Source organism: Paenibacillus sp. HB172176, assembly GCF_011947265.1.
Classification (GTDB): Bacteria; Bacillota; Bacilli; order Paenibacillales; family Paenibacillaceae; genus Pristimantibacillus.
This window is the reverse complement of sequence record NZ_JAATHD010000005.1, coordinates 281,796-302,321: the sequence shown is the minus strand read 5'-3', so window position 1 is coordinate 302,321 and position 20,526 is coordinate 281,796. Positions and strand designations below refer to the sequence as shown.

The window sequence follows — 20,526 nt, the reverse complement described above, 5'->3', positions numbered from 1 at the left end:
CGCCGTCAGTCCGCTGAAGCGCCACACGCCTCCGCCCTGATCCGCCGGAGCGCTCGACACCGCCTGGTCCTGGTCGTCATACAGCGTCACCGTTGCGCCGGCGTAGACATTCGTCACATCCACATACCCAATGCCCGCCGCTGCCGACGGCGTGCGCAGACTCGCGCCCACAAAGCTGGAATTCTCGCTCTCCTCGCCGCCCACCGTCTGCGTCACATAAAATTGAAGACTGTTCGGCACTACGTTGTCGAAGGTGTACGTCGCATCCGTCACGTTCGTCGCCGTGCCCTGGAGATTCCCGTTCGTCAAATACAGCTTAAGCGTCGCGCCCGACGCGAAGCTGCTCGCTGTGATGCTTCCCTCGCCGCCCGCCGCGCTTGGCGCCGCCGGAATATCCGGCTGAACCGTCACGATTGACGAGGGGAGGCTCACCACGCCGTTTATGCTTTGCACGACATAATATTCGCTTCGCGCCGTCAGTCCGCTGAAGCGCCACACGCCTCCGCCCTGATCCGCCGGAGCGCTCGACACCTCTTGATCCTGATCGTCATACAAAGTCACCGTTGCGCCGGCGTAGACGTTCGTCACATCCACATACCCGATGCCCGCCGCTGCCGACGGCGTACGCAGGCTCGCGCCCACGAAGCTGGAGTTCTCGCTCTCCTCGCCGCCCACCGTCTGCGTCACATAGAACTGCAGACTGTTCGGCTCTATGTTCTCGAAGGTATAGCTGGCATCCGTCACGTTCGTCGCCGTATCCTGCAGATTCCCGTTCGTCAAATACAGCTTAAGCGTCGCGCCCGACGTGAAGCTGCTCGCCGTGATGCTTTCCTCGCCGCCCGTCGCGCTTGGCGCTGCGGGCTGAGTTGCAGCGCTTACAGGATGCGTCCAGCCTAAATTCATCCCAAACATCAAACACAGCGCCAAGAAACCCGATAACAACCTTTGCCTTACATCATAAGCTTTAATTATAATCACTCCCATAAATTCACATGATAACGTATAGGCATACCTTCTAAACCATACATGCTATTTTCATAACTTTCTCAAGCGAGCTCGGCTAATACGCTATCTTCCCTCCTCTCGTATATTGTTGCTTAATGACAAGGGCACTCGCTCGAAGAACTCCAATCAAATTTCGACAAAATATACTAAATTCAATTCCATGGCACTATATTAAGATAATATTCTGTACAAGTAAACAAAAGAATTGAGAGGCTATCGACTACCGCTAACTCTAGTCATTCAGCAAATCTCCTTCCAAAAACAATGAGCCCCCGCGAAGGAGGCTCGAAATTCAGAGAACGATTCAATTTCAGTGCCATAAACGGTCAATGCCTTTAGCCAACACGTCATCAAAACTGCCCCAGCTCCGATCAACATTTCCCCATGAATGATTAATCATATTGCCTTTCAATTCAGTTAGGAAATAACGGCCGAACTCGTGCAACTTCTCAAAATAATCGTAACCGCCAATGAAAACCACGCCATAGCGATCCGCCAATTCGATAAGCTTGTCATGATAGCTTCGGAACAACCGCGCGGAGCCTTGTTCATGAAACTGCGGATTCATGCCATTCACCGTTACAATCGCACATTCCGCACCGCTTTCGAGTATGCCCGATATCATACGCTCTGTCAGCTCCAACGTTTGCTCCAGCATGCCGCTGCACATATCATTCAGCATATATTCGATAAATACAAAATCGGGATTAACCTTCAGCACATCGCTTGACAGCCGCTCAAAGCCCTTAAGACTGGATTCCCCTCCGACTGCCATGTTGGAAGTTTTGATAGAGCTATGCGGATACAATCCTCGGAGCTGGCTTGCGACAAGATAGGGCCATCTCCCGGAGCGTGACGTGCTCTCGCCGTAATAGGCAATCCGGACATTCTCTCCCGCTTCCATCTTATGATTCAACCTCGCTGCGCCGCCGGAATTTCGAATGGTAACGGCGGAATCCGGCACATTCGTCGCGTCTCGCATATCGAAAATAGCATGCGGATACACGGTAACGGAGATCTCAGAGAGAGCTTCGTTCGCCATCGCTCTATCTGCTAGGGAAACATCCAGCGATAATCCCCAATCCACGGGAAAGCCATATGCGGATTGCAGCAAAAGCGGGATCGGCTCATTCCGAACATAGCTTTGCGGTTCGGTCCACAGCATGTTCTCACGCTTACGTTCCATGCCTGTACCATATTCTTCTCCAGTTGCCCCTGTTCGAATCATCATGGATTCCAAGCCTGATCCCTCATTTGAAGACAACGCTTCATCTATCTTCACACGTTGAATGAAATAGGTTCGTGGAATCATATCCATATATCTGCCGCGAATACGAACTTCATCAAGCTCATCAAGCGTTCCGGATGAATGCCGAATGGCATATTCACCGTCATGAATGGCAGTTGCTCCCCAACCGACGAACAGATGAGCAAGCACGCGGCCTTCCCGAACCATGGGCGGATCGGGAAGAAGCAGCTCGCGTGATTCAGGCGCTTCATCGCTTCCGCGGATAAGCTTAAACTGTCCATCTCGGCTAATGGCAACAGCATCGTATCGGCATAGGTACACCTCATAATCAACAGACAGCCGCTCATCCCGAGCGATTGCGCCTCCCGCTTTTCGTTTAACCGTTCCCCAATACCAGTCCACAATATAGTCGATCGATTCCTGATATGGAATCGACCGACTCTCATTGTAGACCGTGAGCGTACCGGGGATCATTCGTTGATATGGCGCGCCTCCTGAGCCCCGTATGCTTTCCCCATTCCAATAGCCGGGAAGCTTGTCCGCTTCGCCCCTAATCTGATAAGCATGGTCTTTGAATGCTTGAGTACCGGAGGACTGAACTTGCAGCTTCACCGACTCCTTCAACACGGTTGTTTCTCCATTATCCCAAATGATTGTTCCGGGCTCCACCATGACAGCCATAGAGACCGGAACAGTCGGTACGACCCTCATTCCTTGTACCGCAATCACTGAAATCACATCCTCTGTCTATCCATCTCGGACAGCATCAGCAAGGCAAGCCCTTGTCCCCAAGGCATAATCTTGTCCTTCGGCACAAGACGATAGCCATCCAGATTTTTATGAATGCCCGTGCCAATGGAAGTATCCGTAAGAACACCATCGCGAGAGATCTTGGCTTTGACGGCCTCGCAGCCCTTCGCTGCGGCAGCGGCAGCCTCGCCTGCCAAATAACCGAGACGAGCTCCTTTGCTTAGCCCATATGCAATGCCGGCGGATGCGGACGACTCGCAATAGCTTGCCGGGTCGTTCAAGATCGTATGCCACAAGCCATTATCGGCTTGCACAGCGCAGAGACCTTCGGCTTGCGCCGCAATCATTCGGAGCAGCTTCTCCATTTGCCCGTTGAAGCGCGCCCCAAGCTCGCTCTGCAGCAATTCGGCGATCTCGGCTGCACTGACGACCGCCCAACTGTTCCCCCTTCCCCAGAGGCATCCGCTTAAATGATCCCTTGTCGCATAGCTATATCCGTGATACAACAGCTTCGTTTGCTCATCCATTAATCGTTCCATATGACTTGTCGCCTGGAAGATCCCTTCCTCCACGTAACGATCATTTTTTGTAAGACAGCCCATTTCGACAAGAAATACACCTGCCATAAAAATAGTATCGACCCAAATTTCATCGCTGAATTTGCTATTGATAACAGTATGCTCCAGCTCACGGTTTTCCGTTCTTGGCGCATCCTTCATTAGCCAGGAAGTAAAGCTTTCACAAAATGACAAATATTTTGACTCGCCGGTTTCCTTATACAACAAAATAACAGATAAGAGAGGCGCAGTCGTATTAACCGTATAAGCAAGCTCGGAATGCTCCATATGATAATCGACGAATCGTTTTATATAGAGATAGATATCTTTATTCCCCGTTTGCTCGTATACCCGTCTCAGACCATAGAGCGCTACGCCTGCTCCCCAGTCCCATTCTCCTTTTTTGTCCACATTCAAATCCATGCGCATCGTGCATTCCGCTACTTTATTTATGAATGATATCGTCATATTTCATTCCCCCCCAATAGCTCCATTAAGTCTTCTTCATTCATCGCTCTTCAACAGGTTAGGATTCAATTCCCATGGCGCGGCGATCTTATTGGGATCCGGAGGAGCAATCCTTCCCGACAGAAGCGGATCGTTCGTCTTCTTCATCCATGAATCCAATCGTTGCGACAAATCATCATAAATCGCCCGATATCGCGCTTGATGAACGAGATTAACTCTTTCCACCGGGTCCAGGAACAAATCGAACAGCATCTCATCTGCCCGCTCTTCTTCCAGAATCCCGTGCTCTATTGCAAATTGTTCGCTTTCTCCGCCATCTCCCCCGATATGAACCCATCGCCCGTGATCCTCAAAAAACTTAATAAGCTTGTAACGTTCCGTCCGAATGCAGCGGGCCGGTTCATACGCAATGTGAAAGGCAGTCTCGGCAAAAATCTCCGACCGAATCGTCTCCGCGCTCCCTTCTATTAAAGGAAGCATGGATCTTCCCTCCAACCAGTCCGGCTTGTCCAAACCAGCAAGTTCGCAAATCGTCGGAAACAAATCAATCTGCGAAACCAGACCGTCCACGGCATTTCCGCCGTTCTTGCCTCCAGGCATTCTCAGCATCAAAGCGACGCCAATGCCCGCATCGTACAAATGGCATTTCATTCGCGGGAATGAAATCCCATGATCCGTCGTAAAAATCAGCAGCGTATCCTCATCCTTGCGGGATTTCCGCAACGCCTCCCATATCATTCCAACGCATTCGTCCACCACACCGACAGACGTCATGAGCGCAGCCGTATCCTCACGGTTCATCCTATTATTGAACACCGGATGTGGAGGCGACACAAAATCAGGATTAACATCGCCGTCAATAGCCGGAAACGGACGATGTGTATTCATTAATCCGAATGAAAGGAAGAAAGGCTTATTTCTTGATTTTCCGATCTCTTCCGTCGCCATTCTGGCATTGTTCAAGTCCCAGGACTTGAAACCCTCTCCGCTTATTTCATCTGGATGATTCGAGCTTCGCACAGTGGTATAGCCGAGCAATTCCGGAGAGGGAGCCTCATGTTGAAATCCGCACAGGATCGTCTCGTAGCCATTCTGAAGCAAAAAATGTGCCAAGTGAGTTCCATAATCATGTAGCTGGAACCCTCTATGCGATAAACCAAGCATGCCGCATGAGTGCGGCGACATCCCGGTAAGAAGAGCCGAGCGACTGGGCGAGCAGCTCGGACCTGCGCAGAAAGCATGACGGAATATGACGCTTTCTTCGGCAACCTTCATCAAATTGGGCGAAGCTGCCGGGGCGCCGTACGGTTGTATGAAGGTTCCGGTATCATGTGTATTCATGTAAATAATGTTCATGGCGTTCATCCCTCTCCAGCCCTGTTCGATTTGAAATTGCTTTCCCTACTTCACATTAATAACTGCAATGTCATCAAAATAAGCGCTGTCGTTATAGGAACCGACTCCGATTTGACCGCCGGCAAACGTTTTATCTGTTGCCCTCAACACAACTTGATTGTCGAAATAGACGACAATCTTGCCATTTTCATCCCCCTCTATGGAAATGCTATGGAATTCGTTATCCGTTATCCAATCGGTAAAGCCATCCGAATCGGCAATGAGCTGTCCGGCGCCGCTCTTCACTTTAAAAAGCTGCGTCTTGCCTTTATCATTATTCATCGACAAATAATAATAGTTGTCCGCATCTTGATAATGAAACACAACGGCAAAATCGGCTTCAGCATTTACGGTTACATCGTCACCCATTCTCGCCTTAAGATTAATGATGAAGTTGTCGGAAACAGAGCCGTCCAGCAATGCGTATTCTCCAAGTCTGTTCCCGCTTTGATTGGAATAGTCCGTCGTATTCAATGCGTAGAAGTAGTCGTCTCCATCGCTGCCCACTGTCCATCTCGATGCATGCAGAGGCGTCCATCCATAGCTGTCCCCGTCTTGAAAGCCATCGTAGAGCAAGGATGCCCCAGGATAAAGATCAATATTTGTCTCCCATATGAGATGATCGGCCGAAGCAGTGTCGAAATTGTTCGCAATCATTTCAATCGTATCTCCAGCGCTGACTTCCAGAATCTCATCCATTTCATATCCTGTCGTGTCGCTGCCCGATATAAATTCCCATCCCGATTCCGGCCATACATTTGTCGTTCCATTTTTTATTATTTTTACATTTCTTCCGTCTCCGGACGTATAACCGGGATGACCTTTCACGCTGCTTTTCATCTGAATCACACCGTCAGCCGGCGCTGTCCATCTTCGTATTGAATCCCTGGAAGATCCCGTTGTTTGCAAGATGTCGCTTACATATGGATGTACGCCGCCAGGCTGTTCCCAACGGTCCAATGAAGCTTCATACTCAAGCTCGGAAACGTTCGCGCCGTCATAGGACAAGTAGGACCACCCGTTTGCTCCTTGCACAGATGAATAATCCGTTTTAGAGTTGAAACTGACTTTAGACGGGCGAACGGCATAAATATAGTCGCCATCTACTGAGAACGGCACAGCAGTTCCATTCAGTTGTACAGAGGTTACCGAGGGAGCGTATAGGGCAATAGCCGTAGCGCTATCCGAATCTGCCTTTAAATCCGTGCCGGTAATTTCAAGCGTTGAGCCGTTCCACACGACCCCCATGTCGGAAATCTCCAACGAAGAGTCAATGAGAGGCATGCCATTTTTCTTCAATGATCTTCCCGCTTTAATTGAAGCGTTGCGAATACTTCCCATATGATCCGTTTCCACATAAGCCATTTTCCCATCGTAATGGTAGATATCGAAGCTTCTTTCCACAGACGGTTTTTGTTCATGAGACAAGTAATAATACCCAATGTCTCCATTATGTCCGGAATTCAAGTCGATCTTGAGCCCTGTAGCCGTTGTGGCGGGAGCTCCCGTAGAAAGCCGTGTTACCTCCACATTTCGATCGGTATCCCCGGATTCGGTAGGATACAATACGGTGTCGTAAGTAACGTTGCCGCTAGCATTTTTAACATAGGATACGAACGGGGCGTCGGATACATTCTGGTATCTCTCGGAATAGTAGCCGTCCCTTAACGATGCTGTCAGAGAAGCAGGATCCGCCGGAACGATTTGAATATTGGCGCTCCCCTCGAATTGGCTTTGTGCTTTCTTTGTTGTTCCGTCCAACGTCACATTAGCTTCCGGCAGCAAGTGCCAGGTCTGTTCGTACTTATTCGTACCTGTGCTCGAAGTGATGTAATCGGAAACAATCCAATATTTTGAATGGATGAACAACACGCTTCTTTGATGATTAAAGCCTGGATAGGCCTCTTGGTTTGCTTCGAAAAAATCATAATTCCCATTGCTTGCCCAGGAATCCACTTGTTTTTCCAAGCTTGCATTTCCGTTGCTATCATTAATCTCGATCGTGTTATGCGCTTCCGGCGAAAGCCTCAGCCATTGCACGATGGGGGATTCGGTCGAATAGGTGAATCGGCCCGGATCGATTAGCAGCGGCTGTCCATAGGCATAGGCAATAACGCTAAGAAGATCGGAATGCGCATGTACGCCATGATTATTGTTAACGTGCATATACAATGCGTCTTCCGTCCAATCCGATCGCATTATCGCAAGGTTGGATTCGGGATAAAATATGGAGGTTGAAGCTGGCATTGTGCCGCTTACGCCGTTGCTGCCATAATAAATCAACTCCTCATTGTCGTAAGTATTGCCAATATCAAGCACAACCGGCCGGTTATTCACGTAATCCGCATCCCCGTACTGCGGGTTGTATCCGTTCGGGAACAGAAGATTCATAGTGTAACGCCCCATTCGTTCCAGACCAAGGTTGAACGTTTCACCGAATGCTTTGTTATTCAAGTCCCCCATTTTTTTACTGTCCATGAGGGTGTTAATCGTGACGATATTATACTGCGAATTATCCTCCGAATAGGAGCCATCAATATAATTTAATGTCTTTATCAAACCGTCGAATCTAGCATTGGCGGTAGAAAGCCAGTTGGCCGAATCTTTAAATTCCGGAAAATAAACAGCTGGAAAGTAGAGACCTCGAGTCTGTAAAACTCCGAAGTTGGAGAACGTATCATAGTTATCCGGGTTATATAAATGGTTTGCCATCTGCCACATATATTTCAGCATAGCCGTATTTGCCGGAGCGTCGATTGAAGCGCTGTCCAGCAATGCATCGTAAGCTCTTATCCAGAAAACCGATCGAATGCCCGGATCGATTCTGGAGAAATAACCGGGATCCGAATTGCCTTGGTCTGTAATAAAATCAAGTATAAGGCTGATTAATTTGCTAGCATAGCTCTCGTCGCTTGTCGCTTGGTATTCGTTAATCAATAGGGGAGCAAATTGAAAGCGCGACATAATATTTTTCCATGACGCCGCAGCTCCCGTCAAAGGCTGAGCCCAATCCGTGCTTGCGATGGCTCCTTGCCAGGAGAACGTGTTCCCAAAGGTGCTGTTCCAGGACATCGTCGTTTCGTTCCATGCTGTATCGGCAATCCTGTAAAGCATGATATCCATATTTCCCGTTTGAGAGGCATTCCGGCCATATAGCTTTAAAGTCGCACTGACAGGAATTTCTGCCAAGCTGCTTAAATCAAACTGAATATACGTTCTGCGGGTAAGGCTGTCAAAAGGCTCGCCTGAATCCTTCACAATCAATTGTTGACTTGTACCGAAATTTGTATCGCCATAGGCATCAGGTTGAATATAAGTATCCTTGACTGCCGTCAAGCTATACGTATTTCCCCCTGTTGTCACTTCCAATTGCGGCTTGTTGCCGCTCTGCTCCCTGCTGTAGAACGTAGCGGCAGATCCTGTTTTATTCCTGCCCATCAGAATAAGGGTCAATTGTTTATTTTCATCCATTGCCGCCTTAACCGCATCCGTAATCGATATATCAATGGTTTGATAAAGATCATTCACGGTGAAAGTATCCAGATAATATTCGCCATCAGAGGTGAACACATCATCCAATAATAGATTTGCAGTGTCGCTATTTCTTTTTTCGCTGCTGAAAGGTTGAACTGCGATAGAGGTTCGGTTTACAAAATATTCGAGTAATGCTGTTCCGGCACCGCTATAATCACCTTGCTTGACGTAATTTTCAACACTTGACAGGCTTGGGCTAAAGGCGTAGTCGAGCTTCCCCTCAGTCGTCCAAGCGGATTCCGAGTCGTTCCAAGCACCAAAGAAGTCCTCATCGGTCATATTGCTATTATCCGAAAACGCTGTTGCTTGAAAGGTATTCATGCTGCATAAAACAATCAACATGGCCAGCAGAACAAATATCCTACTTTTCGATTTCTTTAAAGCTCCCATAACCTTCGCCCCTTCTCCATGAATATGAAACGATGGGAGGAAGTTACTAGTGAATCTAATCTGTAACTTCCTCTCGCCTGCCGCAGCCTATTGTTTCAGCGCTTCATTCAATTCATAGATATCTTTGGTCAACACGGCAGTCTCCTTATTTTCCTGGTACCAGTTGTCGAACCATTCGTCCACTTTCTCTCCTCCCGCCTGTTTCCAAGCGGTTTGCATATCCTGCATGGCTTGCTCAACGCTGTACTTTGATCCGCCAATTACAGCTTTGGTGTAAATGTTGCCAAACATATTGGGCTCTGCGCTTTTACGAATTTGATCGATATCCTCTGGCATCGCCGGGAAATAAACCTGATGCGTAAACAGCGGAATCGGGCGATCAGGCGAAATATAGGCTTCCTCCGCGGCATCAATCAACCCAATAAACTCTTGTTCTAGCGGATCGGTCGGATTCAGACTATTCTTGAAGGAAGAGCATGCATCAAGACCTGGAGATGACAGCATCGAAAAATCAATGTTCCATGACAGCTCCTGTTTATTCTTTGCTTCATCAATCGCCTTCGGGCAGCCGTTCGTTCCCTGACTCCAATGCGTGCCTTGGAATCCGTAAGCAAGTGTTTTTTGCGTATCCTGCTTAACCAAAAAGTCCACATACTTCATAACGCCGACAGGATCCTCCGCACGAGCATTTACGATTCCCGTTGTCTGTACGGGAGGCGTCACATTGGCAGTAAAGCTTCCAAATTCACTTTCGGGCAAAGGTATAATGATGACCTTCGCGTCGGGATCGTTTTGTTTAAGCGACTCATATGCCTGCAGACCGGCAGCTCCGGATCCTCCGGCCATCCCGATCATGCCCAGCTTTCCTGTAATAAAGTCTTGTTTTGATTTATCTCCATTTTTGTCGGCGATAAAATCTTTATCGACTATGCCTGCCTCGTACAATTTTTTCTCAAAAGCCATCGCTGCTTGAATTCTGTCCCATTGTCGGACCAATTTGTCGTTCTCGATCACCCATGTAGAATCGCCGGTTGCTTCATGATAAGAGCCGAACATTTGATCCACAGCCATACCGCTGGCAAAGCTAAGCGCCATTCCGAATGTATCCCCTACTCCATTTCCGTCAGGATCATCCTCGGTAAACGCTCTCGCGATCTCAAAAAACTGATCGGTTGTTTCCGGTGCATCCAGATTTAATTTTTCCAGCCAGTCCTCTCGAACCATTAACACAACATTAGGATTCAAACCCGAAATTCTTCCGAACTCATACATTTGTCCGTCCGACTTCGCTGTCAACTTTCTGATAATTGGGTATTTATTAAGGAATTCCTTGTATTCTGAGCTGTTCTGCTCAATTAAATCGTCTAGCGGCATCAGTTGCTTCTGATTGTACAATTGATTCCGAATTGTCGCGTTAAATTCAAAAATTACATCCGGCGCACTGCCGGAAGCAAACAATGTATTCAATTTCTCTGCGGGATTGCTGCGCGGAATGGCAACGAATGACGCATCGATACCGCTGTTCTCGACAAGCCATTCCGTCCAGCGATTGTCCTCAATCGTCCCTTCTTCAGAGGGAACATTGCCGCGATCATAAATGGATACCGAAATTTCATGCTTTGTCTGTTCTTCCTGCTGACCATTGGCTCCGCTGTTGTTCTCTTCATTTGTGGGAGCGCTTCCGTTTGAATTGTCATTCGAGCAACCCGCAAGAACAACAATCGCACTCACCATAGCTATCCCCAAAATGGACACTGTCTTTTTCCATCTTCCGTCCATGTTCAACCTCCCAATTTATCATCTTTGCAATCATGTTCTCCCTAATCCTGTCGCTACATATCTATCTTACCGATTATTCTCTGGCACCACCTCCCTTAGGGCCTTGCGCGCTATCCTTTGACCGAACCGATCAGCACGCCTTTGACAAAGTATTTCTGCAGGAATGGATAGACGATTAGCATAGGCACGATCATAACCATAATGCCAGCCGCCTTAATGCCCTCCGGCGTAACCGATGCGATATCCTCCGGCTGAAGACTGATCATCTCTTGCAGCAACGATTGATTTTGCACCATTTGTTGCACGATAACGGTTAAATTTTGCAGCTTGGTGTCATTGATGAAAATGAGCACATTCATAAATGCATTCCAGAAGCCTACGGCGTAGAATAACGTAAGCGTTGCGAGTACAGGCTTTGACAATGGCAAATAGATGCTTAACAGCAAGCGCCATTCGCCGCAGCCGTCTATGCGCGCGGCATCATCGAGCTCATCCGGTATATTTTGAAAGAAGGTCCGCATAACCAGCATATTAAAGGTGCTGATCAAGCCCGGCAGCCAGATCGCCCCGTAAGAGTTGATCAACCCAAGCGCTTTAAGCACCAGAAACATAGGGATGATGCCGCCGTTAAATAGCATGGTGAACACAATGAAGAATGTCAATTGGCTTCGCGCATAACAATACACCCTCGAAAGCGGGTAAGCGGCCATAATCGTAAAGGACATGCTGAGGAAGCTCCCCACAATCGTAATCGTCACGCTGTTCTTGAAGCCTTCTACAACACGAGTTCCTTCAAGCATCAAAGTATAAGACTCCACCGTTGGATTCATTGGCCATAGCGATACGAAACCGGACATAATCGAATGCGAATCGCTAAGCGACAACGCAATAATATGAAGCAGCGGCAACAAGCAGGATAACGCCGCGATCGTCAATATGGCATAATTGAAACCATAAAACATTTTTTCACTGACAGTCGTTTTCAACACTTAACCCCCTTACCATAGTTGTTGATCAAAGCGCCGGGCAATTCGATTGGCCGTTACAATCAACACCAAGCCTACAAAGGATTCGAAGAAGCCGATTGCCGAGGCCAGACTGAATTGTCCGGACTGCAATCCCGTCTTGTAGATATAGGTGCTAATAACTTCGGAGACATTCGCCACCGCGTTATTCTGGAGCACAAACACTTTATCAAAGCCAACCTCCATGACTTGCCCCATGGAGAGAATCAACAATAAGATGATTGTCGATCGGATGCCTGGTAATGTGATATGCCAAATTTGCCTGAACTTCCCTGCGCCGTCCAGACTGGAAGCCTCATACAAACTGGTATCGATTGTACTCAATGCGGCCAAATAGATAATCGCGCTGAAGCCGGCCTCCTTCCACACCCCCGATCCGAGAAAGATGGCAATCCATGCTGTTTCGTCATAGAGAAAAGGAAAAGGTTCGCCGCGCCATCCTTCGAATGCATGATTAATGACACCGGACTGCTGGGAGAAGATCGTCACGATAATTCCGCCGACAATGACCCATGAGAAAAAGTGGGGCAAATAAACCAGGGTTTGCACGGCCCGCTTGAACCACATCTTTCTTGCTTCATTTAACAGAATGGCAAGTAGAATTGGAAATGGGAAGCTCACAACGACTGTCAATAGACTAAGTATCAGGGTGTTGCGAATAATGGCCAGCGTTTGCGAGTTCGTGAATATCCATTCGAAATAATCAAAGCCCGTCCATGGGCTGTGAAGGATACCGTCTGTAAAATTATAATTTTTGAAAGCGATAACTAATCCGGCCATAGGCAAATATTTGAAAATAATATAAAACGCCAAGACAGGGATGAGCATCATAAACAATGGAACATTTTGCTTGAATTTTCTTCGTGCGCTTAGGGTTGACATGGTTCACCTCTTGTAATCATGGAATGTGTTCTGAAGCTACATTCACTGTACTGGAGATCAAATCTCGCGGCAATAACCATGAATTTACCCCGTAAACCGCTTTTGATTGACATACAAAAAGCCGCTGGCGGCAACCATTAAGAGGGTTGCCGCCAGCGGGCTGATAGGAAGTAAACCATTTCTGATTGATGTGCTTTGATTGATTGCTTGACTCGCCTTCAAAGGAAAAAAAGGGCGCCGCTGCTCTCTAACTTATATCTCAGCTTTCTTTGCGGTAATCGCCCGGCGTCATGCCGTTGACCTTCTTGAATACTCTAATAAACGAGATGGAACGCAAATATCCAACTTTATTAGCCACGCCTTGAATTGACAGTTCGCTTTCCTTCAACAGCCTTCTGGCGTGCTCCATCCGGATATTCAGCAAGCATTCGATGAAATTCTCACCCGTCTCCTCCTTAAAGATTCTGCTCAGATAAGAAGGATGAAGGCTGAACCGATCGCTTATTTGATTGAGCGAAAGCTCCGAATTGCTGTATTCTCGCTCCAAACATTGCTTGACCTCCATAATCATGCTGTAATTTGTTCGTTCCCCTCTTAATCCTTCCATCTGCTCCGCAAGCTTCCTCAATATTTCCACGCATTGTTTTTTCAAGACCGTAATGCTTTCAATCTTGCCAATATTGTGCTCCAAGGAAGGCAAAGCCTCTTTCCACAATTCAATGTATTCAGTCGAAAGCCGCTGGAATTTCCGATCAAAGCCGTACATCATGTAGTTCATTTGATTAACGATTTCCTCGAAAGAATACATTTTGGCTTCCAACGCGTGAAACCATTCGTCGAACTTGTCTTCCCACGCATCTCCAGCACTAAACGCTTGCACAATTGAATCGATTAGCTTCAAGCATGAGTAAGCTTCTCCTCTCGGCTTCCGGCTTAATTCCTCGTGCAGCAGTACTTTGTTGCTTCCAAGCGAGGATTTGAAGCGAAGAACGTCAATGGCCTCATCAAAGGAAATGGGAAGATCGGCAATTTGCAGCACATTCGAACCAATTCCGATTGTGACGGTGAAATTCAAGTTCTCTTCTACCCAATGTTTTAAAAATCGGCATAGATCCGTCGCGGAATTATACCCATCTTTAACATCCTGCTGGAATAGAACAAGTACCCCAAGCTGATCATGGGCAATCCATTCCCTCCATGCATGGCATTCCCGTTGCTCGGTCACTTCGTTCACGACGCTGCTTACAACGAATTTCAACAGATACTGGTCTTTGTTCGAATAGATTTCGCAGAATTCAGCATACTTGTCAATTTCCACAACAAAAACGGCCATTTGAATAAATTCATGCGCCAACCCTAACTCCCCGGACTGGTTTTTCCACTCCATGTCCGTAATAGAACGCGCTCCTTCCATTACTTCTTGAAAGAAATACCGTCTTCTGAAAATCAAATCGTCTTCATGCAGTTTTTGGTACTTGGTCGTCTGTTCCATTAAACTTTCTACAGAGCTTTCGATGAATTTAAGCTCATCATCTTCCCCTCGATCCAGGAGCGTTTTCATATTTATCTGCGAAAACGAATGTATACGTCCCAAAATGGATTCAATCGGTTTATAATTGCGCCTGGTTGCCGCGATTATCCATACGAAGCCCGCGATCACGGTCAATATACCGAACAGGATCCAAAATGAAGAAAGCGAATACATCCAATTCAGCCATGATTCCGTTTGGATTCCGCTCCTAAACTCCCATCCTGTATAGCTCGACCGGAAACGACTTAACGGAGTCCCGCTTGAATCCAAACGGGACTCTTCCAGGCTGTCGAGCTCCTCCGAATATCGGATTAGCAATTGGTCGCTTTGATCATACACATAAATGAAACCGAATTGGGCATAGCTCATTTCCTTAACCAATCGATTAAGAGAATCCACGCTTACATTAGTTACGATTAACCCGTCGCTTCCACTAAGCAAAGGCACTTTTCTGACAAGGCTGACGACCTGCCTCCTTTCACCGTCGTCTATAAATTCCTGAAAACTTCTAATTCCCGTCCATTTGTAAGTTAGAATCTCTTCATTCAGCACTTGCGAGACAAATGGATTGTCTCCGAATTGATCGAATTTAAGCACGCCCTTCGGCGTCAGCACAGCTCGATCGGCATTTCGATAGAAATAAATGGAATCAATAATAGATTCATTGGCAATCATCGAACTGATCATCTCGGAGGCTCCGAATACGGAGAGATATGAATCGGAACGATAACTGATATCGAAGAACCTTGCTATCGCCTCCGAATGTTCGATTTCTTTTAGCATTAAGCGGTCAATGGCGTGCAAGGTATTGTCAAACATCGCAGCCGTCTGTCTGGCAGATATTTCATTCGACTTCGTAATCGCGCTGCGATTCATCTGATTCATCGCCAGAAAGGCCAGGAGTATGAGGATTGAAGTGGTCATGAAAAATATGGGCAAATACGAAAGAAGCGTGCGATAAAACCAGCTTTTGTTCATAGGATAGCTCCCCTGGCAAGTTAAGTAGTATAGTTATGGTGCTACTATATCATAACTAACTCACACCTAGAGAAAAGAAGCGGTATCCAATAATTAATGGATAAACCTGATTTGATTCGACGACTCTCTTACGAAATTCGAACAGTTTCCACCATCTGCTGTATATTCGAAGGTTTATCGCAATGTTATAATATACGATTACCAAGGCCGCCTTGAGTGGGAATTCGGCGGCATTGTTGCAACCGCTTACCCGAGATTGAAATTCATAGTCCAACAGGAGGTATTGCCTATTATGGAAATGTCCTTGAAAGCGACACCTTTTCCGATGAACTTAACTGTGTTTGTCGTCGACGACGAACTGCCTTTGCTCGACGAGCTGCGCTCTTTTCCTTGGGAGAGATGGAATATGACATTGGTGGGCGAAGCCGCAAACGGCGAACAAGCTTTTCAACGATGCAAGCGTCTGCAGCCCGACATTGTCGTAACCGATATAACAATGCCCATCATGGACGGGCTCGAGCTCGTGCGGCAGCTTCGTTCCGCGCTTCCTGCGACCCAGATCATACTGCTGACCTGCCATCATGAATTTCATTATGCCCGCGAGGCGCTGCGACTCGGAGCGCTGGAATATCTGCTGAAGGCAACGCTGGACGATACGGAGCTCGAGCAGGCGCTGGGCAAAGCGCGCCAAGCGATAAGCCGCGACCGGGAACGTTTGCTGACGGAGAAGGAACGAAGCCGCTTCCTCCTGGCTAATCGGCTGCATCGCCTGCTGAACGGAGCCGCGAGTTCCTTATTCGAAGAGAATGAGACGATCTTTCCGGGGGAGGCAAAGCTTTATCGAATGGGCCAGCTCCTATGGTCGGAGATTTCCGATCAGGAAGGGGATGATGAGCTTCCGGGCGAGGATGCGACGTCGCTGCCGCATTCGCTGCGCGTAGCTCTCGCAAGATTGGAGGCAGAGGCCGGATTAGCCGCATGGGCCATGACTGGTCCTGGCCGCTGCGTGCTGCTCTTTGCCGAGCTTGAATCAATGGGGGAACGCGAATTAGCTGCCAAGCTTGGAGAGATTATGGAACAGTGGCGATTGCAGCTCCTGCCGGAAAGCAAAGAGGAGAAAGGAAGCTTCGTCAAGGCGATGCTGGGCGCGACATTCGAGCCGAATGCCGGCGTTTTTGAGTTGAAAGCTCTCTCCGCTTGGGAAGAAGCGTTCTTCTATGATTGGAGCAAGCTGTCGACCATTACTGCCGGACACTTGCTTCCTCTTAACGAGCTGTCGAAGAGAATGTCGCTCGAAGCGGGAGAGCTGCTGCGCGCGCCGGCAACAGATGAAGGCGAACTATTGGCTGATGCAATCAATGGAGGCTTTCGGAAATGGTGCCTGGATAGACGCATCAAGCCGCGTCAATTAAAGGAATGGGCACTGCAATGGCTGCTTGCCTATCAGAGCGGCCTTAATGCCGCCGCCTCCGAACCGGGAGACGCCTTGAAGCTTATTGCCGCGCGCACGCTGGACGATCTGTGCGAAGCGCTCTCCAAGGCTATTATGAATGACGAGGATCTCCCGCGTATGAGGCTCGAAATCAAGGAAGCGATTCAATGGATGAACGCGAATCTCGGCTCCCCATTCTCCCTGTCCCACGTAGCGGAACATGTCGGCCTAAGCCCCCACTATATAAGCCGTCTGTTCAAGGAGGAGACGGGCGAGTCGATGAACCATTATATGACGCGGCTTCGCATGGAGAAAGCGATCGAACTGCTGACTCATACCAATAAGCGTGTGTACGAAATCGCTGCGGAGGTCGGAATTCCGAGCTATCGTTATTTCTCCGTCATGTTCCGCAATTGGACGGGAGTGTCTCCCACATCATTCAAGCGTTGATCTATAAGAGTAAGAGATACGAACACTCACTGTAAGCGTGATACCGGAAGGAAGGACTGATCTCCTCATGGAAAGAGAGTCGATATTCAATCGAATCCGACATTCAAGCATTGCCACCAAGCATTTCCTGTTCTTGTTCTTCGTCACGCTTGGGCTGTTCCTGCTCCTGGCCTGGATGAATCTCGGGAAAGCGGAGCATGTGCTGCGCTCGCAGAAGACGGGTGACGCCGAGCTGCTCGCGGCCCGAACCAATCAATTCATCGATGCCAGCCTGGACAACATCGAGAATATCGTATTGCTGCTGGAAAACCGTCTGGATCTGCTGAAGCCTGAGAACGAGCAACTCGCAATCGACACGCTTCGCCAGTATGCAAGCAAAAGCTCCTCCATAGCAAGAACGCTCTATATGATCCGCAGCGACGGCAGCGTCATATCCAGCTCCCAGGTCTATTACGACATTCTTGGCAATCCCGAGCTTCCTCGTCTATATGAGCTTGCGCTCGATAATTACGGAGCGCTGAACGTCAGCGAGCCCTATGTGTCCCCCTTGTCGGGACGCACGCTGGCCTATGTGCTGCCCATGTCAGGCGAAGGCAAGAACGGGGCGGGGCAATACCCCGGCGTCGTTGTAGCCGAGGTGAATCTGGACTTCTTGACGACAAGCATATCGCCGATGATTTATCAGTCCTTCGCGATTCTGACCAGAGACGGCAATATGATTAACCGGCTTGAATCCGGCGACAAACTGCTGCCGACCCAGGCCGGAGTCTATCCGCCCATTCTTACGGATGATTTCCGCTCCTCGCTAATGGAGCTTCAGACAGGAACAAGTGAAATCAAGGGCAGAAGCGAGAAGCTAATGGCCGTGAAGACCTCGACCAACCGCCTTGGCTGGTCGCTGATCGCTTTTATCGAAGAGGATTATCTCTATCAGAGCCTGCATCAGCTCAATACAAGCTTTCGCGTAGCGACGCTGGTCTGGACAATCGTCTTGCTCATTAGCGCCTTCATGCTCAGCCGTCTGCTCACGCGCCCCATCCGAAGACTGGTGCACAAGATGGATATGGTGGAGAACGTAGAGGTTATCCCAAGACTATTCGAGGACCGCAAGGATGAGATTGGCAGGTTGTCCCGAAGCTATCGTGCGATGCTTGAGCGCATTCAGCAGCTTCTGCAGAAGACGCGACTGGCCGAGGAGCGGAAGAAGGAATTCGAGTTGAAGATGCTTCGCAGCCAAATTTCTCCCCATTTCTTGTATAATACGCTGGCCTGCGTCAGCTCGCTCGCCAGACAGCAGCGCATTGACGAGGTGCGCGAAACGATCCGCGCCTTGATTCGTCTGCTTTCGTTCAGCTTCGACAAGCATTCGGAATATGTAACGCTGCAGGAGGAGCTGGACGGACTCTCGATGTATATGCATATTCAGCAAATACGTTATGGCGGAAGCTATCGTTATCGCGTCGAAGTCGACCCTGCCTTGCTCGATCAGAAGATGCTGAAGCTGTCGTTGCAGCCGCTCGTCGAAAATGCGCTGTTCCACGGCATTGCTCCCAAGGAGGGCGGAACGATCTGCGTAAGAGGTTCGATGGACAAGGGCATCGTCAGATTGTACGTGAGGGACGACGGCGTCGGCATGGCTCCCTACAAAGCAAAAATAGTAAGAAGCAATTCCGAGCAAGAAGATGATTCAAATCCTGAACCGGAAAACGGCGAGGAAACTAAAAACGCTTCCTCTTCAGGTCGCTACAGCTTTACCGGCATCGGCCTTCAGAATGTCCATGACCGCATCCGCATTCATTACGGCGATCGTTACGGGTTGCGCATCCGCAGTCTCCAGGGCACAGGAACAATCGTAAGATTGACGTTTCCACGAAATTAATTAATTAGCGAGTATGCAGCCTTTCTTCTTTCTTCTTTCTTATTGGTGTTCGGCTGCAAACAAAGATATAGCGATAAGCGCAAGCTTCAAAAGAGGGCCTGGAGCTCCTGAGTATCTTCTGCGAATAAAAGACGGCTGCCCCCTGTCAATGATGACGTTTGGAACAGCCGCGATATAAAGAGCCTAAAAAGCAGGACCCTGGTTCATGTCAATTGCACTTCCTGCTTCGTTCGCTCAGATTCGTAGGTTCCGAGTATAATCTCCAGTCCATGCCTCCCGTCTTCCCCTGTGACTTCAATTGGCATGCCTTCCAATACAGCAAGCGCCATATTACGAATCTGCATGCGATGTCCGTCGGGAATGACATTAAATGGTTCAAATGCAGGAATCTCAACTTCTTCTTGATCGATTAGACTAAGATTTGTGATCTCCCCTGCAGTAAGCACGATTGTCCCCTTTTCCCCGTGCAAATGAAGAGTATCCGGTGTCTTATAAGCAGTCGTAGAAGCTTCGATGACGCCCATCGCTCCATTCTTGAAATGGAGCACAGTCACTGCCGTATCCTCCACCTCGATGTCGCGCAGAACATTGTCGCATTTGGCATAGAGGGAAGCAGCAGGGCCGGCAAACCACTGAAGCAAATCAATGGTATGAATCCCCTGGTTCATTAGCACACCGCCGCCATCCATGGCCCAGGTGCCTCTCCAACTTGCGCTGTCATAATATTCTTGAGCGCGGAAAGGCTTGATATGCGCGGAGCACAGACTTAACTTGCCTAATCCGCCTTCATCGATAAAGCATTTCACGTATTGCATAACCGGGGACATTCTCCAAGGGAAAATAGCAGCAAGCAATACACCATTATCCTTACAGCTTTCAATCATTCGATCGATATCCGATACATCGAACGACAGCGGTTTTTCACAGATGACATGCTTCTTCGCTTCCGCTGCCATAATCGTCTGCAGGGGATGCAAGCCGCTTGGCGTACATATACAAATGACATCGATATCATCCTGTTTGAGCATCTCCGAATAATCATTGAAGGCCCGCACACCATAGGTTTCGACATACTCCTTTAAGTTTTCTTTATTTGTATCACAGACGGCAGCCAATTCAGCTTCCTCTGTATTCATAATGCCTTGAATATGAATTTTGGATATATTACCGCAGCCTAAAACTCCAAAGCGAGCTTTTTTAAACATTTCCGTTTCTCCTTGCT

General features: G+C 48.4%; 12 protein-coding genes. 2 read left to right on the top strand and 10 right to left on the bottom strand.

The window, feature by feature from the left end; genetic code table 11:
* The 9 genes from HFP08_RS10065 to HFP08_RS10025 all read right to left on the bottom strand — a co-directional run.
* Nucleotides 1-912, bottom strand: a 912-nt coding sequence (locus HFP08_RS10065; protein ID WP_168120457.1) for a hypothetical protein, incomplete at its 3' end; no start/stop codon positions are given.
* Between the two features lie 403 nt (nt 913-1,315).
* The gene (locus tag HFP08_RS10060) at nt 1,316-2,983 is read right to left on the bottom strand and encodes an SGNH/GDSL hydrolase family protein (RefSeq protein WP_168120456.1); all 1,668 of its coding nucleotides are present in this window, start codon (nt 2,981-2,983) and stop codon (nt 1,316-1,318) included.
* Nucleotides 2,984-2,988: 5 nt separating this feature from the next.
* Nucleotides 2,989-4,029, bottom strand: a complete 1,041-nt coding sequence (locus tag HFP08_RS10055) for a glycoside hydrolase family 88/105 protein (RefSeq protein ID WP_168120455.1) — start codon at nt 4,027-4,029, stop codon at nt 2,989-2,991.
* 36 nt (nt 4,030-4,065) lie between these two features.
* Nucleotides 4,066-5,385, bottom strand: a complete 1,320-nt coding sequence (locus HFP08_RS10050; protein WP_168120454.1) for a sulfatase family protein — start codon at nt 5,383-5,385, stop codon at nt 4,066-4,068.
* 45 nt (nt 5,386-5,430) lie between these two features.
* On the bottom strand, nt 5,431-9,237 hold the full coding sequence (locus tag HFP08_RS10045; RefSeq protein ID WP_481856555.1) for a CBM96 family carbohydrate-binding protein: 3,807 nt from the start codon (nt 9,235-9,237) through the stop codon (nt 5,431-5,433).
* A gap of 198 nt (nt 9,238-9,435) precedes the next feature.
* Nucleotides 9,436-11,127 (bottom strand): extracellular solute-binding protein, encoded by a 1,692-nt coding sequence (locus tag HFP08_RS10040; RefSeq protein ID WP_168120452.1) that lies wholly within the window; start codon nt 11,125-11,127, stop codon nt 9,436-9,438.
* 110 nt (nt 11,128-11,237) lie between these two features.
* Nucleotides 11,238-12,113 (bottom strand): carbohydrate ABC transporter permease, encoded by an 876-nt coding sequence (locus HFP08_RS10035; RefSeq protein WP_168120451.1) that lies wholly within the window; start codon nt 12,111-12,113, stop codon nt 11,238-11,240.
* 12 nt (nt 12,114-12,125) lie between these two features.
* Nucleotides 12,126-13,034: an ABC transporter permease gene (locus HFP08_RS10030; RefSeq protein WP_168120450.1), complete on the bottom strand. Its 909-nt coding sequence runs from the start codon at nt 13,032-13,034 to the stop codon at nt 12,126-12,128.
* A gap of 259 nt (nt 13,035-13,293) precedes the next feature.
* The gene (locus HFP08_RS10025; protein ID WP_168120449.1) at nt 13,294-15,543 is read right to left on the bottom strand and encodes a helix-turn-helix domain-containing protein; all 2,250 of its coding nucleotides are present in this window, start codon (nt 15,541-15,543) and stop codon (nt 13,294-13,296) included.
* Between the two features lie 292 nt (nt 15,544-15,835).
* Here HFP08_RS10025 and HFP08_RS10020 point away from each other — a divergent pair, with 292 nt between their 5' ends.
* Nucleotides 15,836-17,425 (top strand): response regulator transcription factor, encoded by a 1,590-nt coding sequence (locus HFP08_RS10020; protein ID WP_168120448.1) that lies wholly within the window; start codon nt 15,836-15,838, stop codon nt 17,423-17,425.
* Between the two features lie 67 nt (nt 17,426-17,492).
* Entirely contained in the window at nt 17,493-19,304 is a 1,812-nt protein-coding gene (locus tag HFP08_RS10015) for a cache domain-containing sensor histidine kinase (RefSeq protein ID WP_168120447.1), read from the top strand.
* 203 nt (nt 19,305-19,507) lie between these two features.
* Here the strand turns inward: HFP08_RS10015 and HFP08_RS10010 are convergent, their stop codons facing one another.
* Entirely contained in the window at nt 19,508-20,509 is a 1,002-nt protein-coding gene (locus HFP08_RS10010; protein WP_168120446.1) for a Gfo/Idh/MocA family protein, read from the bottom strand.
* Nucleotides 20,510-20,526: the final 17 nt, after the last annotated feature.